18 protein-coding genes, 1 tRNA gene and 1 pseudogene are annotated in these 24193 nt (G+C 72.2%); 12 read left to right on the top strand and 8 right to left on the bottom strand.

Annotation, left to right across the window (positions count from 1 at the left end; all coding sequences use genetic code 11):
- Nucleotide 1: 1 nt before the first annotated feature.
- Nucleotides 2-1078: an LCP family protein gene (locus GBN72_RS21970; RefSeq protein ID WP_151773588.1), complete on the top strand. Its 1077-nt coding sequence runs from the start codon at nucleotides 2-4 to the stop codon at nucleotides 1076-1078.
- Nucleotides 1079-1098: 20 nt separating this feature from the next.
- Nucleotides 1099-1878, top strand: coding sequence for a CDP-alcohol phosphatidyltransferase family protein (locus tag GBN72_RS21965; protein ID WP_151773587.1), 780 nt, complete (start codon nucleotides 1099-1101; stop codon nucleotides 1876-1878).
- Here the strand turns inward: GBN72_RS21965 and GBN72_RS21960 are convergent.
- Entirely contained in the window at nucleotides 1865-2332 is a 468-nt protein-coding gene (locus GBN72_RS21960; RefSeq protein ID WP_151773586.1) for an FAD synthase family protein, read from the bottom strand. The genes GBN72_RS21965 and GBN72_RS21960 overlap by 14 nt on opposite strands.
- A 140-nt stretch (nucleotides 2333-2472) precedes the next feature.
- Here GBN72_RS21960 and GBN72_RS21955 point away from each other — a divergent pair, with 140 nt between their 5' ends.
- The 3 genes from GBN72_RS21955 to GBN72_RS21945 all read left to right on the top strand — a co-directional run bounded on the left by GBN72_RS21955 (nucleotide 2473) and on the right by GBN72_RS21945 (nucleotide 6826).
- Nucleotides 2473-3768 carry a glycosyltransferase family 4 protein gene (locus GBN72_RS21955; protein WP_246212750.1) on the top strand — a complete coding sequence of 432 codons (1296 nt, stop codon included), beginning with the start codon at nucleotides 2473-2475 and terminating at the stop codon, nucleotides 3766-3768.
- Nucleotides 3765-5483, top strand: a complete 1719-nt coding sequence (locus GBN72_RS21950) for a lipopolysaccharide biosynthesis protein (RefSeq protein ID WP_151773585.1) — start codon at nucleotides 3765-3767, stop codon at nucleotides 5481-5483. Before GBN72_RS21955 ends, GBN72_RS21950 begins: the two co-directional genes overlap by 4 nt.
- A gap of 128 nt (nucleotides 5484-5611) precedes the next feature.
- A complete protein-coding gene (locus GBN72_RS21945) occupies nucleotides 5612-6826 on the top strand; it encodes an MATE family efflux transporter (RefSeq protein WP_151773786.1) in 1215 nt (404 codons plus the stop codon).
- A gap of 77 nt (nucleotides 6827-6903) precedes the next feature.
- Here the strand turns inward: GBN72_RS21945 and pknB are convergent, their stop codons facing one another.
- The 6 genes from pknB to GBN72_RS21910 form a co-directional block, all read right to left on the bottom strand.
- Nucleotides 6904-8844 carry a Stk1 family PASTA domain-containing Ser/Thr kinase gene (gene pknB / locus GBN72_RS21940; RefSeq protein ID WP_151773584.1) on the bottom strand — a complete coding sequence of 647 codons (1941 nt, stop codon included), beginning with the start codon at nucleotides 8842-8844 and terminating at the stop codon, nucleotides 6904-6906.
- Between the two features lie 195 nt (nucleotides 8845-9039).
- Nucleotides 9040-10491 (bottom strand): penicillin-binding transpeptidase domain-containing protein, encoded by a 1452-nt coding sequence (locus tag GBN72_RS21930; protein WP_151773583.1) that lies wholly within the window; start codon nucleotides 10489-10491, stop codon nucleotides 9040-9042.
- A complete protein-coding gene (locus tag GBN72_RS21925) occupies nucleotides 10488-11912 on the bottom strand; it encodes an FtsW/RodA/SpoVE family cell cycle protein (protein ID WP_151773582.1) in 1425 nt (474 codons plus the stop codon). The genes GBN72_RS21930 and GBN72_RS21925 overlap by 4 nt, the downstream gene beginning before the upstream one ends.
- Before the next feature lie 27 nt (nucleotides 11913-11939).
- Nucleotides 11940-13427, bottom strand: a complete 1488-nt coding sequence (locus tag GBN72_RS21920; RefSeq protein ID WP_151773581.1) for a Stp1/IreP family PP2C-type Ser/Thr phosphatase — start codon at nucleotides 13425-13427, stop codon at nucleotides 11940-11942.
- A 153-nt stretch (nucleotides 13428-13580) separates the two neighbouring features.
- On the bottom strand, nucleotides 13581-14102 hold the full coding sequence (locus GBN72_RS21915) for an FHA domain-containing protein FhaB/FipA (protein ID WP_151773580.1): 522 nt from the start codon (nucleotides 14100-14102) through the stop codon (nucleotides 13581-13583).
- Nucleotides 14103-14112: 10 nt separating this feature from the next.
- On the bottom strand, nucleotides 14113-14994 hold the full coding sequence (locus GBN72_RS21910; protein ID WP_151773579.1) for an FHA domain-containing protein: 882 nt from the start codon (nucleotides 14992-14994) through the stop codon (nucleotides 14113-14115).
- A 510-nt stretch (nucleotides 14995-15504) separates the two neighbouring features.
- On the opposite strand from GBN72_RS21910, the gene GBN72_RS21905 reads away from it, so the two are divergent.
- The 7 genes and pseudogenes from GBN72_RS21905 to GBN72_RS21875 all read left to right on the top strand — a co-directional run bounded on the left by GBN72_RS21905 (nucleotide 15505) and on the right by GBN72_RS21875 (nucleotide 22290).
- A tRNA-Leu gene (locus GBN72_RS21905) sits at nucleotides 15505-15588 on the top strand.
- A gap of 418 nt (nucleotides 15589-16006) precedes the next feature.
- A complete protein-coding gene (locus GBN72_RS21900; protein WP_151773785.1) occupies nucleotides 16007-17428 on the top strand; it encodes a DUF2252 domain-containing protein in 1422 nt (473 codons plus the stop codon).
- A gap of 186 nt (nucleotides 17429-17614) precedes the next feature.
- Nucleotides 17615-18451, top strand: a complete 837-nt coding sequence (locus tag GBN72_RS21895) for a hypothetical protein (protein ID WP_151773578.1) — start codon at nucleotides 17615-17617, stop codon at nucleotides 18449-18451.
- 105 nt (nucleotides 18452-18556) lie between these two features.
- On the top strand, nucleotides 18557-18886 hold the full coding sequence (locus GBN72_RS21890) for a rhodanese-like domain-containing protein (RefSeq protein ID WP_151773784.1): 330 nt from the start codon (nucleotides 18557-18559) through the stop codon (nucleotides 18884-18886).
- A 205-nt stretch (nucleotides 18887-19091) separates the two neighbouring features.
- Nucleotides 19092-19772 (top strand): DUF5819 family protein, encoded by a 681-nt coding sequence (locus tag GBN72_RS21885; RefSeq protein WP_246212748.1) that lies wholly within the window; start codon nucleotides 19092-19094, stop codon nucleotides 19770-19772.
- Nucleotides 19769-21052, top strand: a pseudogene (locus GBN72_RS21880) (HTTM domain-containing protein); the annotation flags it as partial. The gene GBN72_RS21885 and the pseudogene GBN72_RS21880, both read left to right, overlap by 4 nt.
- 467 nt (nucleotides 21053-21519) lie before the next feature.
- The gene (locus GBN72_RS21875) at nucleotides 21520-22290 is read left to right on the top strand and encodes a TrmH family RNA methyltransferase (protein ID WP_151773576.1); all 771 of its coding nucleotides are present in this window, start codon (nucleotides 21520-21522) and stop codon (nucleotides 22288-22290) included.
- A gap of 85 nt (nucleotides 22291-22375) precedes the next feature.
- On the opposite strand, the gene paaN is transcribed toward GBN72_RS21875, so the two are convergent.
- Nucleotides 22376-24112 carry a phenylacetic acid degradation protein PaaN gene (gene paaN, locus GBN72_RS21870; protein WP_151773575.1) on the bottom strand — a complete coding sequence of 579 codons (1737 nt, stop codon included), beginning with the start codon at nucleotides 24110-24112 and terminating at the stop codon, nucleotides 22376-22378.
- Nucleotides 24113-24193 lie beyond the last annotated feature (81 nt).

Here is a 24193-nt window from a genome sequence, read left to right as displayed (position 1 = left end):
GGTGCGGTCCGACGACCGGCCGGACAGGGTCCGCGGGTCCCGCGGCCGCCGCCGTCCGCGGCGCAAGGTCTTCCGCAACATCATGATCGCCTGTGCCGTGCTGGCGCTGGCCGCGGGCGGTACGGCCTGGTGGATGTACGAGGACCTGGACGGCAACATCACGGCCGTCGACCTGAATGAGGCCCTGGGGGACGACCGCCCCGCCAAGGAGCCGGCCGCCGGTGAGTCGCTGAACATCCTGGTGCTGGGCTCCGACTCGCGCGCCGGCGACAACGCCGCGCTGGACGGTGGCGACGTCGGCGGCGCCCGCTCCGACACCGCGCTGGTGGTGCATGTCGCGGAGGGCCGCTCCGAGGCGGTGGCCGTCTCCATCCCGCGGGACACCCTGGTCGACCGCCCGGCCTGTACCCGGGCCGACGGCACCGAGGTCTCCCCGGCGAAGCGGGTGATGTTCAACTCGGTCTACTCCCAGGTGGGTTCCGCCTGCACCCTCAAGACCGTGGAGACTATGTCCGGGGTCAGGATCGACCACCTGATGGAGATCGACTTCGCGGGATTCAAGTCGCTGGTGGACGAACTGGGCGGGGTGACGGTCGACGTCAAGGAGCCCATCAAGGACACCAAGGGCGGCTTCACCCTGGATCCCGGGCAGCACCGCCTGAACGGCGCCGAGTCGCTGAAGTTCGTCCGGACCCGCTACGGCTACAAGGACGGCAGTGACCTGGGGCGCATCGGCCTCCAGCAGCAGTTCCTGGTGGCGCTGATCGGCGAGGTCCGACGACAGGACCTGCTGGGCGATCCGGTCAAGACCTACAGGATCGCCGACTCGCTCACCGGAGCGCTGACCACCGATTCCGACCTGGCGTCACTCACCTCGCTGGCCGAGTTCGGACAGTCGCTCCAGGGCATCGACCCGTCCGCCCTGGACACCGTGATGCTGCCGGTGAAGTACGACACCGCCGACCCCAACCGCGTGGTGCCCGCCCAGCCGCTGGCCGACAAGGTCTGGGAGGCGTTGCGCACCGACCGCCCGATACCCGAGTCGGCCCGGAAGTCCCCGGCCGGCGGCGGCAGCTGACCGGCAGGGGGAGGGCATCGATGAGCACGGCAGAAGCGGATGAGAGGCGCCCCCGGGAGGACCCTGAGACCCTCGCACGGCTCACCTTCCGCCAGGCGCTGGCCCGGCTGGCGCAGGCGCAGAAGAGCGCCAAGGGCGTCTCCCTCTACTCCCGTTACGTCAACCGCCCGGTCGGCCGCGTCCTGGCGGCGGGTTCCTACCGGATGGGCCTCACGCCCAACCAGGTCACCCTGGTCAGCGCGTTGTTCAGCTTCGGCGGCATCGCCCTGATCGCCCTGGCCGAGCCGGCCTGGTGGACGGGGCCGGTGGTGTGGCTCGCCCTGGCGACGGGTTTCGCCTTCGACTCGGCGGACGGGCAGCTGGCCCGGCTGCGCGGCGGCGGCAGCCCGGCGGGCGAATGGCTGGACCACGTGGTGGACTGCGCCAAGACCACCGCGCTGCACACGGTGGTGCTGCTGACCTTCTTCCTGCGGCCCGAGGAGTTCGCCGTGTGGGAGAGGGCCTGGCTGCTGCTGCCGCTGGGCTTCCTGTTCGCGGCGATCGTGACGTTCTTCGGCGGACTGCTCACCGAGCAGCTCAAGCGGAAGGCCGCCGCCGGGCCCTCCGGCCCCGCCGCGCCGCCGTCCCTGGTGCGGGCGGTGGCGCTGCTGCCGGTCGACCACGGCGTGTTCTGCCTGGTCTTCCTGCTGCTCGGGGCCGGTCCGGCTTTCCTGTGGGGCTACGCCCTGTTCGGGGCGGCGGCGGCGCTCTACCTGCCGTTGTTCCTGGTCAAGTGGTTCCGCGAGCTCAGCCGCGGCTGAGCTCGCCCGTCTCGGGGACCGGCGCGGTGAGCGAGTCCAGCGCCCGGCGGAGCTGGGTGCTGGACGTGTGCACCGTGTACGGGAAGTAGACGACATCGACGCCGACGGCGGCGAAGTCCTGCTCCAGCTTCTCCCCCTTGGCGGTGCCCCGCCAGTCGTCACCCTTGAAGAGGACGTCGAAGCGGACCTGCTTCCAGGTCTCGACCTTGTCCGGCACGGTCTCCACGAAGGCCGCGTCGACGTACTTGATGTTGCGCACGATCTCCAGCCGCTCGATGAGCGGAATGACCGGCCGGCGCGCCTTCGCCAGCTCGGCCATCTCGTCCGACACCACCCCGGCGACCAGGTAGTCGCACTGCTGCCGGGCGTGCCGAAGGATGTTCAGGTGCCCGATGTGGAAGAGGTCGTAGGCACCGGGCGCGTAACCCACCCGGTACGGTCTGCGGTCCGACACCTTGCGTTTCCCCCCTATGGATACGCTTTCTTCCCCCCTGCGTCAGAAATGACAGTACCGTGCACCCTTCGGGTGGGACAGGTGAACGATTAGGGTGACGAACAGCTCGTTCGCTGCAAGGGGGGCCTGTGAAGCGGAACGTGACTGAGTATCAGCCGGCGGGTGGCCGAATACCCCGGCATCGCCTGCTGCTCGTCTCCACCAACTACGCGCCGGAACACACCGGCATCGGCCCGTACGCCACCCAGATCGCCGAGCACTGGTCGGCCGAGGGGCATGAGACGCACGTGCTGGCCGGTATGCCGCACTACCCGTCGTGGTCCGTCGACCCCGGCTACCGCGGCCGGTGGCGGATGACCGAGTCGATGAACGGGGTGAGCGTGCACCGGCGGCGCCACCTGGTGCCGTCACGGCAGACCGCCGCGCGCCGCGCGATGTTCGAGGCGACCGTGCTGGGCCACCAGCTCGCCGCCCCACCGCGGATGGGACCCCCGGAGGCGGTCTTCGCCCAGCTGCCGAGCCTGGCCGGCGGCGTGGTGGCGTCCCGGCTGGCCGCCCGGTGGCGGGTGCCGTTCGTCCCCGTGGTGCAGGACCTGATGGGGGCGGCGGCCGAACAGAGCGGCATCTCCGGCGGCGACCGCGCCGCGAGCGCCGCCTCCGGGGTCGAGGGGCACGTGCTGCGCCGGGCCACCCTCGTCGGCGTCATCCACGAGACGTTCGCCGACCGCGTCGTGGCGCTGGGGGTGGACCGCGGGAGGATCCGCGTGGTTCCCAACTGGTCCCATGTGGCGGCCCCCTCGGCCGACCGCGCGGAGACCCGCGCCCGGCTCGGCTGGGGCCCGGCGCCGGTGGTGCTGCACTCGGGGAACATGGGCCTCAAGCAGGGTCTGGAGGTGCTGGTGGGAGCGGCCCGCCTGGACCCGGACGTCCGCTGGGTGCTGATGGGCGACGGCAACCAGCGTGCCGCGCTCCAGGACATGGCGACCGGCGTCCCCAACGTGGAGTTCCTGCCGCCGGTGCGGAACGAGGAGTTCCCCGACGTGCTGGCGGCGGCCGACGTGCTCGCGGTGACCCAGCGGGCATCGGTGCTGGACATGAGTGTGCCGTCCAAGCTGACCTCGTACTTCGCGGCCGGACGGCCCGTGGTCGCCTCGGTCGCGGACGGCGGCGGTACCGCCGAGGAGGTGCGCCGCTCCGGTGCCGGCGTCCTGGTGGAGCCGGAGGAGCCGGCGGCGCTGCTGGAGGCGGTACGGAAACTGGCCGCCGACCCGGCCGCCGCCGACGCGCTGGGAGCACAGGGACCCCGCCACGTGGCGGCGCATCTGGGCCGTGAGGCCGGCTTGGCCCGCTACGACGCCCTATTGGCCGAGGTTCTGGCGGGGCCCGTCGGCACGGCGGCGGGGGAGCAGGAGAAGGCGAGAGGGGCGGGAGCATGACCGAGACCAACGGCGGACCGGCCGGACTGGTGCCGGTGCCGGAGGACGAGCCGGATCTGCTGCGGGACCAGTTCCTTCAGCTGATGCGCTACCCCCGGCTGATCGCGGGCGGTGTGCTGCTGGGCCTGCTGGGCGGCGCCTGGCTCGGGCTGAGCACCGCGGACACCTATGTCGCCACCAGTGACGTACGCCTGCGGGTGGCCACCGACGACCCGTTCAGCGCCAGCCAGTCGAGCTCCAAGCTGGACATGAACACCGAACGGCAGGACGCCGGAAGCCGCCGCACCGCCGAGCGGGCGGCCGAGGTGCTCGGCATCGGCGGCCGGGAGGAGGCCTTCCTCGCCGGCCTGCAGGTCACCAACCCGCCGCAGTCGCAGGTGCTCCGGTTCAGCTACACCGCCGACGACCCCAAGGACGCGGCCCGGCGCGCCAACGCCGCCGTCGAGTCCTACCTCGAGGAGCGCCGCCGGGACACCGAGGCGACCCGTGACTCGATGATCAAGGGTCTGAAGAAGCAGCTGAACCCGATCGCCAAGCAGCACGAGGAACTCGCCGCGTCCCTCACCAGCAGCAGCCCCGAGTCGGACTTCAGCGTCAAGGCCAACCTGCTCAACAAGATCACCGAACTCAACGACCGGATCAGCAAGCTCGAATCGCTCGACATGACGCCCGGCAAGGTGATCCGCACGGCCACCCCGCCGTCCGGATCCGACGGCCCCGGCTGGGCCCTGTCGCTGATCCTGGGCGGCACCGGCGGTCTCGCGCTGGGTCTCCTCTTCGCGTGGGTCCGGCTGGTCTTCGACCCGGCGGCCCGCTCCGAGGGGGACGTGGCCCGTGCGCTGCGCGCCCCGGTGCTCGGTTCGCTGCCCCGCATCGATCCCGACGACCCGCTGCTGACGGAGGACCGCGACGACTCCCCGCTCGCCGAGGAGTACCGGTCGATCGCCTACCGGCTCGCCTACGACCGGCGGTTCGCCGACCGCCGGCGGCTGCTGGTCGCCGCCCCCCGCGGCTCCAGCCGGACCGCCGCCGCCGTCGCGGTCAACCTGGCGGCGACCTTCTCGGAGACCGGCAAGCGGGTCCTGGTCGTCGAGGCGGACCTCCGCCGCCCCTTCCTCACCCACGAACTGGACGCCCACGAGCTGTCCCGCCCGTCCTGGACCGACGAGTCCGCGGTGTCCGGCGGGGGCGACGAGGAGTGGCCCGGCCGCCGCCGTCTGCTGGTGGACGCCGGCGAGTCCGGCGGCTTCGAGCTGGTCCCCGGAGCCCGGGTGCGCAACGTGGCCCGCGCGTTGACCTCCGCGGAGACCTCGCGCCTGGTCGCCGAGGCCGACGACGCGCACGCCACGGTCATCGTCCTCACGCCCCCGGTCTTCGCCTACGCCGACGCGCTCGCCCTGGTCGACCGGGTCGACGGCGTCCTGGTGGTCTGCGACCCGCGCGGCGTGCACCGCGCCCAGCTCGCACGGCTGCGCGACCTGATCGTCGGCGCGGGTGGCACCGTCCTCGGCGCGGTGATGCACCGCGGCCAGGACACCGAGCCGGCCCGGGACGGCCGGGGGCGGGGCCGCAAGCAGAAGAACCGGCGCAAGGAGCCCCGGCCCCCGGCGCCCGAGCCGCGCCGGCGCGCGGAGCCGACCTACATCCCGCACGAGCACGACGACCAGCCGACGCTCGGCCTGCAGACCGTCACGCTGCCGCAAGACCGGCCGTGACCGGGCCGCCCGTGACCCGGGGAGCGGATGGCGGAGCGGGGGACGACGGAGCGGGGGACGCCAAGGCGTCGGGAGCCGAAGCCGAAGCCGCAGCCGGGGGCGAGCACGAGGACGAGGGCGGGGGTGGCCTGCGTGGACCGGCCGCCGTCGTCGCGTCGGTCCTCGACCAGGCCGCCGCCGGGCTGACCAACATCCTGGTGCTGATCCTCGCCGCGCGGGTCTCCACCGCGGCCGGGTTCGCCCAGTTCTCCATGGTCTACCTGGTCTTCACCGTCACCCTCGGGCTCTTCATGAGCTACGTCGGCCAGGCGCTGGTCCTGGTGCGCGAGGCCCGCGAGGCCGCCTGCCGCTCGGCGCTCGCCTTCACCGTGCCGGCCTCGCTGGTCGCCGCGGCCGTGCTGGCGGCGACCGGCCTCTGGCTCGGCGGGGGGACGGGCCGCGCCCTGACCGCGCTGGGCGCGGTGCTGCCGGTGGTCCTCCTCCAGGACGCGGTCCGTTACTGCTTCTCGCTGCTCCGGCGGCCCCACCACGCACTGGCCTCGGACGGGCTGCGGCTGCTCGCCACCGTCGGCCTCCTCGCCGCCCAGCCCGACGGTGCCGACGCGGCGCGGCTGATCCTCGCCTGGGGGGCCGCCGCGCTGCCCTCACTGGCCGTCGCCGCGCTGCTGCTCAGGCGGGTCCTGCGCACCCGGGGCAGCACCGGGAGCGGGACCGGCACCGGAACGGGCGCTGGAACCCGTGCCTACCTGCGGCGCGGGCACCTGGGCCGGCGGTTCGTGGTCGAGTTCGCCGTCGGCAACGGCTCCAGCCAGCTCGCGGTGCTCGCCCTCGGCCTGGTCGGCACGCCCCTCGCGGTGGGCGCGCTGCGGGGCGCCTCGGCGTTGTTCGGCCCGCTCAACGTGTTCTTCGGCGCCGCCAACGCCTTCGGCCCGCCGCTGCTGACCCGCCTCGGCGGCGGAGGGCGGGCGGTGACACGTGCCACGCTGCTGCTCGGCGTCGCGCTCGCGGCCACCGGCGGGGCGTGGGCGGGCCTGTGGCTGCTGCTCCCCGACGGCTGGGGACGCCAGGTCCTCGGCGACACGTGGCCCGCGGTCGCCGCGCTGCTGCCGGCCACGGGGACGCAGTACCTGCTGATGGGCTTCGGGGTGAGCGCACTGCTCACCCTGCGGGTGCTCAGCCCGCGCGAGACGCTGCCGGTGCAGGTCGTCTTCTCGCTGCTGTCGGTGGCCCTGCTGTTCACCGGGTTCGCCCTCGGCGGCGCGGCGGGCGCTGCGTGGGGGCTGGCGGCGGGATCCGGGCTGAAGGCCGCGGCGTCCTGGCTGCGCGTGAGGAAGACGGCCTGAGTGGACCCGGACCCGGACACGGGGAGGGCCCGCCCACCGTGGGGTGAGCGGGCCCTGAGCCTCAGATGATCAACCGGTCAGGGGATGATCAGCACGATCGGCGTGTTGGGGTCCGGCGTCGTGCCGGCCGGTACCGACTGCACCGCCACGATCCCGTTCGGGTCGTTCTTCGACGGCTGGATGTTGCGGTACCCGGCATCCTCCAGCATCTTCCGGGCGTCCTTCAGCGGCTTGCCCTGCACGTCCGGGACGGGCTGCTGGGCTTCCTTCAGCTTGCCGACCTTCAGCGTGACCGAAGAGCCCACGTCGACCTTCTGGCCCGGCTGGAAGGGGGACATCGCGACTACCTTGCCGTCCATGTTCGGGTCGGTGGTGTCGGCCGGCTGGCTGTCGCACTGACCGGTGAGACCGTCAGCCTCGAGGTCCCGCTTGGCCTCGTCACAGGTCTTGCCCATGACGTTCGGCACGTTCACCTGCTGCGGCGGCTTGGCGACCGTGATGGTCACCTCGGCGCCCTTCTCCAGCTCGGTGCCGTCGCCCGGGTCTTGGTCGGTGACCGTGTCCTCTTCCGCCTGGGCGTTGACCTCGGGGGTCACGGTGACCTCGAAGCCGGCCTTCTCCAGCTCCTCGGTCGCCTCGTCCCGGCTCTTGCCGACGACGTCCGGCACCTCGATCTTGGGCATCCCGGTGGAGACGACCAGCGCGACCGACTCGCCCTTGTCGAGCTTGGTGCCCTTGTCAGGGTCCTGGGAGCAGACGCGTCCCTTCTCCTGCTCCTCGCACTCCCTGTTGCTGAAGGTGACCTTCAGCCCGACGTTGGTCGCCTGGTCCCGGGCCTCCGCCTTGGTGCTGCCCACGAAGTTGGGCACCGTGGCCTGGGCGGGGTCGTTGTCGGCGACGATGTACCGGCCGATCAGGATCGCGCCGATCAGCACCAGCACGGCGGCGGCGATCAGCAGGATCGTCGACTGCTGGTTCTTCTTCTGCCGCCGCCGGTCGGGACGGTCGCCGTCGTAGCCGTAGGCGCCGTCGTCGGGGTTCATCGGCGGGAGCATCGAGGTGGCGCCGCCCGCCGGGGCCATGGCGGTGGTGGGCTGGTCGTCGCCGTAGCCCTGGTTGTAGCCGCCGTAACCGGCGCCGTAACCGACCGAGCCCATGGCCGCGGTGGCGGCGACCGGCTGGCCGTCGAGGCAGGCCTCGATGTCGGCGCGCATCTCGTCGGCCGACTGGTAGCGGTAGTTCGGGTCCTTGACGAGCGCCTTGAGGACGATCGCGTCCATCTCGGGCGTGATCTCGGGGTCGAAGACGCTCGGCGGCTGGGCCTCCTCGCGCACGTGCTGGTAGGCGACGGCGACCGGGGAATCTCCCACGAACGGGGGACGGACCGTGAGCAGTTCGTAGAGCAGGCAGCCCGTGGAGTACAGGTCGGAACGCGCGTCGACCTGTTCGCCCTTGGCCTGCTCCGGGGAGAGGTACTGGGCGGTTCCGATCACGGCGGCCGTCTGCGTCATGGTCATTCCGGAGTCGCCCATGGCGCGGGCGATGCCGAAGTCCATCACCTTGACCTGGCCGTTGCGCGTCAGCATGACGTTCGCCGGCTTGATGTCGCGGTGGACGATGCCGTTGCGGTGGGAGTACTCCAGCGCCTGGAGGATGCCGATGGTCATCTCCATGGACCGCTCCGGCAGCAGCTTGCGCCCGCTGTGGAGCAGCTCACGGAGGGTGGAGCCGTCGACGTACTCCATGACGATGTACGGGATCGAGACCCCGTCGATGTAGTCCTCGCCCGTGTCGTAGACCGCGACGATCGCGGGGTGGTTGAGCGAGGCGGCCGACTGGGCCTCACGGCGGAACCGGGCCTGGAACGACGGGTCACGTGCGAGGTCCGCCCGTAGCGTCTTCACCGCCACGGTGCGGCCGAGCCGGGTGTCCTGCGCGAGGTAGACCTCCGCCATGCCACCACGGCCGAGCACATGGCCCAGCTCGTACCGGCCGCCGAGGCGACGCGGCTCTTCCATAGCTACCTACCAGCCCTCTCCGTCGGTCCCAACCGCACCCTTCATGGATTCGGCGGTGTGCCGTCCGGGCATACCGTACCCGGCTCGCGGTGTCTCGCCCGGCCACGCCCGTCACCCGATACACGACCGGTATGGACGGCCCTCGCGGGCGTCGCGGTGGGTGACGGAGAGGCGGCGGGAGTCACTCCCCGGCCATCACTTGCCGAGCACGGCTTCCATGATGTCCTTCGCGATGGGCGCGGCGAGGCCGCCGCCGGAGATGTTCTCGCGGACCGCGGAACCGTCCTCGACGACCACCGCGACCGCGACGGACTTGCCGTTGGAGTCCTTCGCGTACGAGATGAACCAGGCGTACGGGTTCTTCTCGTTGTTCTCGCCGTGCTGGGCCGTACCGGTCTTGCCGCCCACGGTCACACCGGGGATCTTCGCGGTGGTGCCGGTGCCGGTCTCCACGACCGTCTCCATCATGTCCTGCAGCTTCTGGGCGTTCTCCGGCGAGACCGCCTGGGAGAGCTCCTCCGGCTCGGTCTTCTCGATCGTGTCCAGGTCGGCCGAACGCAGCTGGTCCACCATGTACGGCTTCATCAGCTTGCCGTCGTTGGCGACGGCGGCGGCGACCATGGCCATCTGCAGGGGCGTGGCGCGGTTGGACGCCTGGCCGATGCCCGCCATGGCGTTCTGCGGCGGGACGTCCTTGGGGTAGATGCTGGCGTCCGCGCGGACCGGGGTGAAGATCTCCTCGTTGAACCCGAACTTGTCCGAGTGCTCGATCATCGTCTTGTTGCCGAGCTCGTCGCTGATCTTGCCGAAGACGGTGTTGCAGGAGATGCGCATCGCCTCGCGCAGGCTCACGTTCTCGCAGACGCCGTGGTCGTTGGTGAGCTTGGAGGACGACTGCGGCAGCGGGAACGGGTCCGGGCTGTCGGTGGAGGCGTCGATGTCGTCGATCAGCCCCTCCTCCAGCGCGGCCGCCGCGGTGACGACCTTGAAGGTGGAACCGGGCGGGTACGTCTGGCGCAGCGCCCGGTTGAGCATCGGGTCGTCCTCGTTGTTCTTCTTCTGCAGCGAGTTCCACGCCTCGGAGTCGGAGTTCATGCTGCCGGCGAACGTCGACGGGTCGTAGGAGGGCGCGGAGACCAGGGCGAGGATCTTGCCGGTGGCCGGGTCGAGCGCGACGGCCGCGCCCTTCTTGCCCTTCAGCCCGTTCCAGGCGGCCTTCTGGGCGGCGGTGCTGAGCGTGGTGACGACGTTGCCGCCCTGGCGCTCCTCACCGGTGAGCATGTCCAGGGTGTTGCGGAAGAAGAGCCGGTCGTCGTTCCCGGTGAGGATGCCGTCCTCGAGCTTCTCCAGCTGGTTGGAGTCGAACGCCTGCGAGGAGTAGCCGGTGACCGGCGCCCACATGGGGCCGTTCTTCCAGGTCCGCTTGTACTGGAACTCGCCGTCGGTGCGCTTGGAGCCGGTGATCGCCTTGCCGTCGACGATGATGTCGCCGCGCGGGATCGAGTAGCGCTCGATGCGGACCCGGCGGTTGTCGGAGTCCTTGGCGAGCGCGTCGGCCTGGGCGTACTGGAGCCAGTTGTCGCGCAGCAGCAGGGCCAGCATCAGCAGGCCGCAGAAGATCGCGATCCGGCGCAGGGGCTTGTTCACGGTCGGACCACCTGGGTCATCTCGGCGTCGGGGTTGGGAGCCGGGGCGGGCGCGGGCCGTCGTGCGGTGTCACTGATCCTGAGCAGCACGCCGATGAGCGCCCAGTTGGCGATGACGGACGAACCACCGTACGCCACGAACGGCAGGGTCATACCGGTCAGCGGGATGAGCCCCATCACGCCGCCGGCCACCACGAACACCTGGAGCGCGAACGCGCCGGACAGGCCCACCGCCAGCAGCTTGCCGAACGGGTCGCGGGCGGCGAGGGCGGTGCGGATGCCGCGCTGCACGATGAGCACGTACAGCAGCAGGATCGCCATCACACCGGTCAGGCCGATCTCCTCGGCGAAGGTCGCGAGGATGAAGTCGGAGTTGGCGGCGAAGCCGATCAGGTCGGAGTGTCCCTGGCCCCAGCCGCTGCCCAGGGTGCCGCCGGAGCCGAAGGCCCACAGCGCCTCCTGTGACTGCTCGGTGTGGCCGACCACGCCCTGGCGGCTCAGCTCCCACTCGCGCATCGGGTCGAGCCAGGCCTGGACGCGCTGCTGGACGTGCGACTCGAAGGTGGCCACCGTCACGGCGCCGACCGCGGACATCAGCAGACCGAAGACGATCCAGCTGGTCCGCTCGGTGGCGACGTACAGCATGATCACGAACATGCCGAAGAACAGCAGCGAGGTACCGAGGTCGGTCTCGAAGACCAGGATCAGGATCGAGACCGCCCAGACCACCAGGATGGGGCCGAGGTCGCGGCCGCGCGGCAGGTAGAGACCGAGGAAACGACGGCTGGCCAGGGCCAGGGCGTCCCGCTTGACCATCAGGTAGCCGGCGAAGAAGACCGCGATCACGATCTTGGCGAACTCGGCCGGCTGGATGGTGAACCCGCCGACCTTGATCCAGATCTTGGCGCCGAAGATGTTGACGCCCAGTCCTGGGACCAGCGGCAGCAGCAGGAGGACGAGCGCCGCGAGCATGGAGATGTAGGTGTAGCGCTGCAGGACGCGGTGGTCCTTGAGCAGGAACAGCACGGCCGCGAACAGCACGATGCCGAGACCGGAGTAGATCAGCTGGTTGGTCGCGGCCTCCACGAAGGCGTCGCGGGCCTGGAGCCGCTCCGACTGGTCCAGCCGCCAGATGGCGACCAGGCCGAGCCCGTTGAGCAGGGTGGCCAGCGGCAGCAGCAGCGGGTCGGCGTACGGCGCCAGCTTGCGCACCGCCAGGTGGCCGAGGGCGGCCATGGCGCCCAGGCTCAGGCCGTAGGTGGCCAGCCCGGCCGGGATCGAACCGTCGATGGCCAGGCCCACGTTGATGTAGGCGAAGACCGGGATGGCGACGGCGAACACCAGCAGCGCGAGTTCCGTGTTGCGCCGGCTGGGCGCGCCGACGGCGCCGATGGTGGACGTCTGATGGGTACTACTGCTCATCGTGTTCCAGGGCCCCTCACGGCTTGCCTACTGATCGCCGCACAGCGAGACCAGCTTCATCTCCTCCTCGGAGAGGCTGGGGCCGGGGCTGGGAGCGGACGTCGTGTTCTTGGTCGGGGACGGGCTCGCGGTCACCGCGTCGGGGTTGGTGGCTTCGGCGGAGTCCGCGGGCTTCTTCCCCTTCGGGTTCTGCTCCTCGGCGGCCTGCTGCTCGGCGTTCTTGCGGCAGGCGGAGGCCTGGACCTTGAGCTCCTCGATCTTCTCCACCGCCTCGCCGCGTCCGCCCTGGGCGATGGTGGCCTTGACCTGCTTCTGCTGGTACGCCGGCAGGTACTTGAGTTCGATCTCGGGGTGGTCCTTCTCCACCTTCGAGAGCGACACCCAGCCCAGGTCCTGGCTGATGCCCCGGTACAGCGCGACGTGTTCGTCGTTGGTGCCGACGTAGAACTGGGTCTGCGTCCAGCGCCAGCCGCCGTACAGGCCGCCGCCGATCACACCGAGCGCCAGCGCCGTGTAGAACGATCTCTTCAGCCACCGGCGCCCCTTGCGGGGCTTGGCGAGGTCCTCGTCGGTCCAGTCGCGGAAGTTCTCGCCGCCGGCCAGGTAGCCGGTGTCGCCGCTGCCGGGCGGGCCGAACTCGCCGCCCTGGCCGGGCGCGGGACGGCCCAGGCCGGCCGCGCGGCCGGCGGGCGTCTGCATGGCGCCGTTGTCGTTGCTGACCTGGTTCTCGGCGACCGCGCCGACCACCACGGGGGTGTCGGACAGCCGCGCCCCGGCGAGGGTCTCGCCGGTGTCCAGGTCGAGGACGTCGGCCACGATCACGGTGATGTTGTCCGGGCCGCCGCCGCGCAGGGCGAGCTGGATGAGTTCCTGGACGGTCTCGTCGGGCCCCTGGTAGCTGGCGAGGGTGTCCTCCAGGGTCTGGTGGGACACCACGCCGCTCAGGCCGTCGGAGCAGATCAGGTACCGGTCGCCCGCCCGGACCTCGCGGATGGAGAGGTCGGGTTCGACGTGGTCGCCGCTGCCCAGCGCGCGCATCAGCAGGGAGCGCTGCGGGTGGGTGGTGGCCTCCTCCTCGGTGATGCGGCCCTCGTCGACCAGACGCTGCACCCAGGTGTGGTCCTGGGTGATCTGGGTGAGGGCGCCGTCACGCAGGAGGTAGGCGCGGGAGTCGCCGACGTGGACCAGGCCGAGGCGCTGGCCGGTCCACAGCAGGGCGGTGAGCGTGGTGCCCATGCCCTCGAGACGGGGGTCCTCCTCGACCATGATCCGCAGCTGCTCGTTGGCGCGCTGCACGGCCGTGCCGAGGGAGGTAAGGATGTCGGAACCGGGGACGTCGTCGTCGAGGGCGACGATGGTGGAGATCACCTCGGAGGAGGCGACCTCACCGGCGGCCTGGCCGCCCATGCCGTCGGCGATGGCGAGCAGGCGCGGACCGGCGTAGCCGGAGTCCTCGTTGCCCTCCCGGATCATTCCCTTGTGCGATCCGGCGGCGAAACGCAGTGACAGACTCATGCGCACCTCACCCGCCGGTTGTTCCGACGGCTGTTGCGGGGAAAGCCGCAGCCGGTCCTGTCGAGCCACCCTGCCCACCCTCCGGTCGGGAGCGCGCCGGCGTCCTGGGTGGGGACGTGTGCCGCGTGCTCGCTCCGCTCGCTCATTCTCGTACTACTTCCGCAGCTCGATGACGGTCTTGCCGATGCGGATCGACGCGCCCAGCGGGATCGGCACGGGAGTCGTCAGCCGGTTCCGGTTCATGAACGTGCCGTTGGTGGATCCGAGGTCCTCGACGATCCACTGGCCGTCGCGGTCCGGGTAGATCCTGGCATGGCGGCTGGACGCGTAGTCGTCGTCCAGCACGATCGTGCTGTCGTGGGCGCGGCCCAGGGTGATCGTCTGGCCCTGGAGGGCGACGGTGGTGCCGGTCAGGGTGCCTTCGGTCACCACCAGCTTGGTCGGGGTGTTCCGCCCGCGTCGGCCGCCCGCGGCGGCCTGACGGCCCTGCGGCTGCGGCGCGGCGGGCTGGCGGCCGGCCCGCTCCGCGGGCCGAACGGCCTCGCGGCGGGCACCGCGCTGGGTGACCCGCACGCCGAAGAGGTCACTGCGGATGACCTGCACGGCCACGATCACGAACAGCCACAGGACGGCCAGAAAACCCAGCCGCATGACCGTGAGGGTCAGCTCTGACATTGCCCCCGCTTCACCCTTCGGCTTGCCGGTAAATGATGGTGGTGCTGCCCACGACGATCCGCGAGCCGTCGCGGAGCGTAGCGCGGGTGGTGTGCTGTCCGTCCACCACGATGCCGTTGGTGGAACCGAGATCCTGCACGACGGACGGGTTTCCGGTGTGGATCTCGCAGTGTCTGCGGGAGACCCCGGGGTCGTCGATGCGGACGTCGGCGTCGGTGGACCGGCCGAGCACCAGCGTGGGACGCGAGATCTGGTGGCGGTTGCCGTTGACCTCGATCCAGAAGCGGGTGCGTCCGCCTGCCGCCGGTCCGCCCGTTCCGGGACCCGCTGCCGGGCGTCCGCCCGCGGGCGGATAACCGTAGCCCCCGGGCGCGCCCGGGGCGCCCATGCCGGGCGGGGTGGAGGGCATCGGGGGAGGCGGGGCGGCCGCACCCGGCCGGCCCGCGGCGGGAGCCGGGTAGCCGTAGCCGCCGGGGGCGGGACCGCCCGCGGCCGGAGGCGCGCCCTGCTGGTCCGTGGAACCGGCGAGGGTGCGGCTGCGGACCCGGTACAGACCCGTGTCCAGGTCGTCGGCCTTGGAGAGGTGGACCTTGATGGGGCCCATGAAGGTGTAGCGCTGGTGCTTGGCGTAGTCGCGCACCATGCCGGCCAGCTCGTCACCCAGCTGGCCCGAGTACGGGCTGAGCCGCTCGTAGTCGGGTGTGCTGAGTTCCACGATGAAGTCGTTGGGGACGACGGTGCGGTCCCGGTTCCAGATCGTGGCGTTGTTGTCGCACTCGCGCTGCAGCGCGCCGGCGATCTCCACGGGCTGGACCTCGGCCTTGAACACCTTGGCGAAGGTGCCGTTGACCAGACCTTCGAGACGCTGCTCGAACTTCTTCAGGACTCCCATGGGGCACCTCCTCCGTCCCTGTCCTTGCCGTGCAGCGGGTGCCGCTGCGGGTACCGCTTCCGGTACTGCTTACTGATCGTATCCACGCGGACGTGAATCGCCTGGTTCCCCCTGTCGGCCCAAGTGTGGCTCCGTGCGGTCGCCGCTTCCGGCCGACTGTGGCCGACTGCGCTGACTGCGAAGGTTCCCTGCGAAGTCCGCCTTCGAACTTGCTCGGCGGGTCTTGCCGCTTGCTGCTGTTCGGTGCTGCTGTTCGGTCCTGTCCCTGGATCGTACGGGCGGTCCACGACCAGTGTCCCGCACCTGTGGACGGAGCGGTCTCCTCTGTGGGGAGGACTACATGGACCGGTACAAGGTTGATACGTAAACCAGTCTGTAGGCCCAGGACCTGGGAGGGTCTTGTGGATCATCGCCGAAAAGGGATGTGAACCCACCCAGGAGGCGTGCTAATGTTCTGCATGTCGGAAGGCGGCGGCGCCGAAAGGGCCGAAGCCGGAAGGCACACCCAATGCGCGGGTGGCGGAATAGGCAGACGCGCTGGATTCAGGTTCCAGTGCCCGCAAGGGCGTGGGGGTTCAACTCCCCCCTCGCGCACAACAGGGCAACGGGCGGCATCGTGATCACGATGCCGCCCGTTCCTTTATGTCCCGATGCCCCAGCCTGATGTCCATGCCTGATGCCTGATGCCTGATGTCTGATGCCCATGCCTGATGTCCGATGGTCAGGGCGGGCGTCGGGTGGGCGGGGAACCCGGGCCCCGCCGAGGAACACTGCTGTGTGCGGTCCCCCACAGTTCGGCGTGAACCACCGGCCCCGGGCACCGGTCCGCCATCACCGGCCGCCGGTCACTGGTCGATCCTTGCCCTGTCGCGGGCGGGGGCACGGCGATAGCGTCAGCGCCGTTCGCTTGTTCGGTGGTGCGGGAGAAGGTGGTCCGGTGGCCGGTACCGGGGTGGAGACGGGGACAGGGACGACGGCCGCGCCGCCCCGGCAGCGCCAGGGTGGACAGCCGCTGGAAGGCCGGGAGACCGGGGGGAGCGGGCCGCGGCTGCCGGTGGTGCGGGGGTTCGCGCCCTGTTCCGTGCCCGGCGGGGCGGCCGGTGCCAAGGCGCGCGGCAAGGCGCTGCGCCGGGCGGTTCCCCGGGCGGAGCACGCCCGCCTGGACCTCGCTCCCGGGCGGCCAGACGCGCTGCGCGCGGTGGAGGAGTCCGGCCGGGGCCGCATACCCGAGCTGACCCCGCTGCGGGTGGGGCGGATGGCCGCGAGCCCCTTCGCCTTCCTGCGGGGCACGGCCGGCCTGATGGCGTACGACCTGGCGCGCACCCCCGTGACCGGGGTCACGGCGCAGATCTGCGGAGACGCCCACGCCGCCAACTTCGGCCTCTACGGCGATGCCCGCGGTGGCCTGGTGATGGACCTCAACGACTTCGACGAGACGGTGCGCGGCCCCTGGGAGTGGGACCTCAAGCGGCTCGCCGCCTCGCTGGTGCTGGCCGGCCGGGAGGCGGGCGTGGACGAGGACGGGTGCCGGGAGGCCGCCCGGGACGCGGCGGGCTCCTACCGCCGCACCCTGCGGCTGCTGGCCCGGATGCCCGCCGCCGAGGCGTGGAACGCCATCGCCGACGAGCGGCTCGTCTCGCACGCCGATGCCCGTGACCTGCTCGGCACGCTGGAGCGGGTGGCCGCCAAGGCACGTTCCAACACCAGTGGGCGGTTCGCCGCCAGGTCCACGGAGGCAGCGCCGGACGGTGGGCGGCGCTTCGTGGAGGCACTGCCGGTGCTGCGGCGGGTGCCGGACGCGGAGGCCGCGGCGGTGGCGCTCTCCCTGGAGAGCTGGACCGCCACGCTGCCCGAGGACCGGCTGCCGCTGCTGGCCCGGTACGCGGTGCACGACGTCGCGTTCCGCGTGGTGGGCACCGGCAGCGTCGGTACCCGTTCCTATGTGGTGCTGCTGCTCGACCACCGTGGTGAGCCGCTGGTCCTCCAGGTGAAGGAGGCCCGCCCCTCGGCGCTGCTGCCGCACCTGGCGGCGGCCGGGACGGCCACACCGCCGGTGGAGCACGAGGGCCGCCGGGTGGTGCTGGGGCAGCGGCACATGCAGGTGGTCAGCGACTTCCTGCTCGGCTGGACGACGGTCGAGGGGCGGCACTACCAGGTGCGCCAGTTCCGCAACCGCAAGGGCAGCGTGGACGCCACCTCGCTGACCGCCGGGCAGATAGACGACTACGCCCGGATGACCGGCGCCCTGCTGGCCCGTGCGCACAGCCACAGCGCCGACCCGCGGCTGCTGGCCGGGTACTGCGGCAAGAACGGGGAGCTGGACGAGGCGGTGGCCTCGTTCGCGGTGGCCTACGCCGACCGGACCGAGGCCGATCACGCGGATCTGGTGGCCGCTGTGCGGTCCGGGCGGATCGCGGCGGAGACGGAGGGCTGAGCGGGACGGCTGAGCGGGAGGGCTGAGCGGGACGGGCTGAGGGGTCCGCGCCGAGCGGTGCGGCGTGGCGAGGGCCGGAGTGCGGCCCGGCACTCCCCCGGACGCGGGTCCGGAGCCGGTCACGGGCCGGGCGTGAGCGATCACCGTGGACGGCACGGGACTTGGCAGGTGGCCTACGCTGGGCGGATGACCACCCCGGAAGCTGACCGGACTCCGCCCGAGCCCGCGGAGGGAGCCGGCGGAGCCGCTCCCCGTCCCGAGGAGCGTCTGGAGCGCGCCGTCATGGCCGCCGAGAAGGCGCTGATCGAGTACGAGATCGCCGTGGAGACGTTCCGCGTCGAGATCGAGAACTTCTCCCGGCTCCACGAACAGCGGCTCGGCCCGCTGTACGCGCGGCTGGAGGAACTGGACGCCCTGATCGCCGAGGCCCGTGCGGCCCGTACCGGCGACCCGGAGGACGTGCGTCTGGCGCAGGAGGCCCGTGCGCGCGTGACGCCGATACCCGGTGTCGAGGAACTGCTGCACGGCTGGATGGACGGGCAGGGGCTGTTCCCCGAGTCCGTGGCGATGCTCACCGACCAGAGCGTGCAGCCGCCGCCGCGGGTCCGGCCGGGTGAGGAGGCCCGCCGGCTCTACCGGGAGCTGGTCCGCAAGGCCCACCCGGACCTCGCGCAGGACGAGGGCGAGCGCAAGCGGCGCGACGAGTTCATCTCCCGGGTGAACGCCGCCTACGCCCGGGGCGACGAGAAGCGGCTGCTCGCGCTGCAGGAGGAATGGGCGGCGGGTCCGGTCGTGAAGCGCCGCGCGACCCCCGCCGACGAGCTGTACGACCGCCTCGAGTGGCTCGCGGCCCGCAAGGAGATGCTCACCGAGCTGGCGGCCAAGCTGGAGGAGAGCGCCATCGCCTCCATGCTGCGGCTGGCCCCGGACGACCCGGACGGGCTGCTGGAGGACATCGCCCGTCAGCTCACCGGTGACATCACCGAACGCGAGGCCCGGCTGATGGAGCTGCACCAGCCGTAGAGGTGGCCGCGGCGTCGCGGTGGCTGTGACGTAGCGGGCCCGCGACCGTAGCGGTGGTACCGGTGGTGGTCGGGTAGCGTCGGTGGCATGAACTTTGGAGCTGGTGTGCCCACCGTCCAGGTCACGGACCTCAAGGACGGCGACTTCCTGCTGGACGTCCGGGAGGACGACGAGTGGCGGGCGGGTCATGCCGCCGGCGCGCTGCACATCCCGATGAGCGGGTTCGTGGCCCGCTACGGCGAGCTCACCGAGGCGGCGCCGCAGGACGGCCGGGTGAACGTCATCTGCCGCTCCGGCGCGCGGTCCGCGCAGGTCACCGTGTACCTGGCGCAGCAGGGCATCGACGCCGTGAACGTGGAGGGCGGCATGGGCGCCTGGGCGGCCGCGGGCAGGCCGGTCGTCGACGACGAGGGCAAGCCGGGACAGGTCGTCTGAGACCCCGGTCCGGCACCGCGGTGTCCGCGGTGCCGGTCACGGGGCCGCACCCGTTCAGGTCGCCCGCGGAACGTAGGGTGTCGACCGCTGTGGAAGACCTGGGCGCCCCGTCGTCCGCACTCCTGTTGTCCACAGGGGTGTCCCGGGGCCGCCGTTACTCAGTACGGTGCGTGCGAACGACCGGGACGGGGGAGACGGGGCGCGAATGGAAACACACCAGGGCGGGCCTCCGCCCGAGGAGACGAATCCCCCGACCGGTGTGGCGGCGCTCGGTCTGCCCGGCCGGATCGCGGCGGCGGTGGCGCTCGCGGCGGTCGCGGCCCTCGCCTGTGCGCACCTCGGCATGGTGTTCCTGCACGTCGCGCCGTCGAACACGCTCAGCAAGCGGCACGCGGAGGTCGTGGACGACTGGGTCTACCCCGAGTTCGAACAGAACTGGAAGCTCTTCGCCCCCAACCCGCTCCAGCAGAACATCGCCGTGCAGGTCAGGGCGGAGATACGGACGGGGGACGGGGACGTACGGACGGTGGACTGGACCGATCTCTCCGCCGAGGACGGCCGCGCCATCGACGGCAACCCGGCCCCCAGTCACACCCAGCAGAACGAACTCCGCCGTGCCTGGGACTTCTACGTCTCCTCGCACGACGACGAGAACCGTGCGGTCGGTCCCCGGGGCCGGCTGGCGGAGGAGTACCTGCGGCGCATCGTGGTGATGCGGCTGGGCCGCACCTACCAGGCCGAGGTGGACCGGATGCAGATCCGCTCCCGGACCCTTCAGGTGACGCCGCCTGCCTGGAGCGGTGAGAAGACGGAGTCCGAGCCCCGCTTCCGGGTCCTGCCCTGGTGGAACGTGTCCGCGGACGACGTCCCGGGAGGCAGCCTGTGAACCGCCCGGACCTCGCCCTCGGAAAGCTGGCCTCCCGGGTCACCGACGCCGCGCTCGGCCCGTACCAGAGCGCGGTGATACGCATAGGCTTCGCGGCCACCTGGCTGCTCTTCCTGCTGCGGGAGTTCCCGCACCGCCACGAGCTGTACGGGCCCGACGGCCCGTGGAGCTGGGAGCTGGGGAACCGGCTCGTCTCGGACAACGGCGCCTTCACGGTGCTGCTGTGGACCGACTCGGAACTCTGGTTCGAGGCCGTCTACCTCCTCGCCGTCCTGGCGAGCCTGCTGCTCGCGCTGGGCTGGCGCACCCGGGCCATGTCGGTCCTCTTCATGGTGGGCGTGCTCTCCCTGCAGAACCGCAGTGTCTTCATGGGCGACGGCGGCGACAACGTCGTGCACCTGATGGCGGTCTACCTGGTCTTCACCCGGTGCGGCCGGGTCTGGTCGCTGGACGCGCGCCGGGCGCGTCGTCGCGAGGCCGCCCGGCGTGACGTGGGCGTGGGGCGGGCCGGGGGTCCTTCGGGCCGGCGTCCTGCCGACCTGGGCGGGCCCGTGCTGTGGAGCGTCTTCGGGCTGGTGCTGGTGCCGGCGACGCTGCTGGGCGGCCTGGACGGTGATCCGTTCGTCCCCTGGCTGCTGTGGGTGATGTGGATCGCCCTGGGCGCCTGGGGGGTCGTCGAGCGGGCCGCGCCGCGTTCCCAGGTGCGCGCGCTGTTCGACGTGGTGGGCAACATCGTCCACAACGCGGCACTGCTGGTCATCATGGTCGAGGCCTGCCTGATCTACGCGACGGCGGGCTGGTACAAGATCCAGGGATCGCGCTGGCAGGACGGCACCGCGCTGCACTACCCGCTCCACCTGGACTACTTCTCGCCCTGGCCGGCGCTGGCCGACCTGCTCGCCTCCAACGGCACGCTGGTCATGCTGATCACCTACGGCACGGTCGCGGTGCAGGTCGCGTTCCCGTTCACGCTGTTCAACCGCCGGGTGAAGAACGTGCTGCTGGCGGCGATGATCACCGAGCACGTGGCGATCGCGGTGGTGCTCGGGCTGCCGTTCTTCTCGCTGGCGATGATCGTGGCCGACTCGGTGTTCCTGCCGACGACGTTCCTGCGCCGCGTGGGCGGTGCCGCCACGCGCCTGGCCGGCCGGCTCCGGCCGGGGGGTCGCGGCGGTGCCGTGGCCGCGGCCGCGGAGGCGGCCGTGCCGTCGTCCGGGTCGGTGGTTGCCGCGGCGGGGCCGACGCCGGGTGCGCCGGAGCGGGAGCTGGGCGCGCGGGTGCCGGCCCAGGGCGGCCCTCGGTGGGCAGCGGAGGAGAGGGCGGAGGCCGGGGCTCCCGTGCACAGGACTCCCACCGCGCCGGACGACGCGGCCACCGAGCCGCCACGCCCGGAGCACGCGGCGGCCGAAGGCGCTGACGCGGCCGAAGGCGCTGACGCGGCCGGAAGCGCTGACGCGGCTGACGCGGCCGGTGCGGTCGACGTGGTCGGGGCCGAGGGGCACGGGGAGGGCGTCGGGCCCAGGCAGTCCGGCGGAACCGCCGGACCCGGGCGGCCCGGCTAAGGCGTCGGGGACCGGTGCGTGGCGCAGGCTTGCGGGACTGGCGTGCGGCCGGCCCGCGGGGCGGAGGGGAAGAAGGGCTCGCGCGGCCGAAGGGGCCCGCACGGCCGTAGGGCCCGTGCGGAGCGGGGAGGCCAGGGGTTGGCCGCCGCGTGGACGTGTGGGGAGGCCCGCCTAGGCTTCGGTCCATGACCGCCTCCCCCGACATTCCGCGCGCCTGGCACCGGCACGGCGCCGACGGCACGGTTCTCCTCGACGGGTTCCACGCGCTGAAGCACGCCCTGCGTTTCGGGGCCTCCGTGCCGCTGGCCGTCGCGACCGACCGGGCCGCGGCGCTGGCCCTCGCGGAGGACCTGGCCCCGGATGTCCGGGAGGCGCTGGACGGTCTGCTGACCGAGGTCGACGAGGAGGTCTACGCGCAGCTGGTACCACGCCCCCACCCCACCGGCGTGGCGGCGCTGGCCAGGCGCCCGGACCGCGAGGCCGGGCTGCGCGCCCTCGGGCGGCTCCCCCGCACAGCCCCCGTCGTGGTGCTCGACCAGCCCCGCAACCTCGGCAACGCGGGCGCCGTGGTCCGCCTGGCCGCCGGGTTCGGAGCGACCGGCGTCGTCACCACGGGCACCCTCGACCCCTGGCATCCCACCGTGGTGCGCGGCGGGGCCGGGCTGCACTTCGCGACCGTCGTGGAGCGGCTGGACGTCGCCGCACTGCCGCCCGGGCCGGTGTTCGCGCTGGACGCCGAGGGCGAGGACATCCGCGGCGTCCAGCTGCCGGACGACGCCGTGCTGGCCTTCGGGTCCGAGCGCAGCGGGCTCACCCCCGAGCTGCGGGCCCGGGCCGACCGGCTGCTGTCGCTGCCGATGCGGCCCCAGGTGTCCAGCTACAACCTGGCGACCAGCGTCGCCATGACGCTCTACCACTGGAGCGCGCAGTCCCCGGCGGGGGCGCCCCGGCCGTGACCGGCACCGCCCCGGCCGTGACCGAGGCCGCCCCGGCCGTGACCGGCACCGCCCGCGGGGATGGGCGGCCGCGCGCACCCCGCGCCTAAGCCTCCCGGCGCACCTCCACCACACGGAAGCGGTTGGCGACGAACGCGGCGTCGCACAGCGCCGCGTTGGCCGCCGGGTTGCCGCCGGAGCCGTGGAAGTCGGAGAAGGCGGCCGTCTGGTTGACGAAGACCCCGCCGGTCAGGTTGAGGGAGAGCTGGGCGCACTCCTCGAGGCAGACCTCCTCGACCGCCCGCTCCACCTCCGGCGAGGTGGTGTACGCGGCGACCGTCATGGCGCCCTTCTCCCGGACCGTGCGCCGCAGCAGCTCCACGGCGGCGTCGGCGGAGTCGACGGCCACGGCGAACGAGACGGGGCCGAAGCACTCCTCCAGGTAGGCCGGGTCGTCGTCGGACTTGGCCGCGTCGAGGCGGACCATCACCGGCGTGCGGACCACCGCGCCGGGGAAGTCCGGGTGGGCCACCTCGCGCGAGGGCAGCACCACCTCGCCCAGCTCGGCCGCGGCCTCCAGACGCGTCCTGACGTCCGGGTTGACGATCGCGCCGAGCAGCCCGGCCGCCCGGGCGTCGTCGCCGAGCAGCTTGGAGACGGCGGCCGCCAGATCGGCCGTCACCTCCGCGAAGGAGCGGTGGCCCTGGTCGGTGTCGATGCCGTCCCGGGGGATCAGCAGGTTCTGCGGGGTGGTGCACATCTGGCCGCTGTACAGCGAGAGGGAGAAGGCCAGGTTGGACAGCATGCCGCGGTAGTCGGCGGCCGACTCGATGAGCACCGTGTTGACGCCGGCCTTCTCGGTGTAGACCTGCGCCTGGCGGGCGGTGGTCTCCAGCCAGTCTCCGAAGGCCGTGGAGCCGGTGTAGTCGATGATCCGGATCTCCGGGCGCACCGCCAGCGTCTTCGCCAGGCCCTCGCCGGGCCGCTCGGCGGCCAGGGCGACCAGGTTGGGCTCGAAACCGGCCTCGGCCAGCACCTCGCGGGCGATCCGCACGGTGAGCGCCAGCGGCAGCACGGCCCGCGGGTGCGGCTTGACCAGGACCGGGTTCCCGGTGGCCAGGGAGGCGAAGAAGCCGGGGAAGCCGTTCCACGTGGGGAAGGTGTTGCAGCCGATCACCAGCGCGATGCCGCGCGGCACGGCCGTGAACTCCTTGGTCAGGCGCAGCGGGTCGCGCTTGCCCTGGGGCTTGCTCCAGTCGGCCGAGCCCGGTACCCGGGTCTGCTCCTGGAAGGCGTGGGCGACCGCCTCGAGCCCGCGGTCCTGCGCGTGCGGCCCGCCGGCCTGGAGGGCCATGACGAAGGCCTGGCCGCTGGTGTGCATGACGGCGTGCGCGAACTCGTGGGTGCGGGCGTTGATCCGCTTGATGATCTCCAGGCAGACCAGGGCGCGCAGCCGCGGTCCGGCGTCCCGCCAGCCGCGCATGCCCGCCCGCATTGCCGGGAGCAGCACGTCGACGTCCGGATGGGGGTAGGTGACGCCCAGCTCGACGCCGTAGGGGGAGGTCTCGCCGCCCACCCAGTCGTCCGTGCCGGGCTGGTCGAGCTCGAAGCGGCTGCCGAGCAGGGCTTCGTAGGCGGCCTGGCCCTCCGCGGCGGACAGCGTGCCGTTCTCCCCGTACGCCTTGGGGTGTTCGGGATGGGGCGACCAGTAGGCGCGGGTCCGGATGGTCTCCAGCGCCTGGTCGAGCGTGGCCTGGTGGCGGTCCGCGAGTTCGGCGGCGGTGAGGCCGCCCTCGCCGGACGGGGTCGTGGCGGGGACGTGCGCGGTCGGTGCGGTGGCCATGGGTGGACCCACCTCCTCCTCGGACCGGCTCCTCGTCGAACCGGCGCGCTGGGCAGGAACAGAAGGACAGGGCTAGAGTAA

Source organism: Streptomyces abyssomicinicus, from assembly GCF_008974245.1.
In the GTDB taxonomy this organism is placed as follows: Bacteria; Actinomycetota; Actinomycetes; order Streptomycetales; family Streptomycetaceae; genus Streptomyces; species Streptomyces abyssomicinicus.
This window is presented reverse-complemented; position numbering and strand designations above follow the sequence as displayed.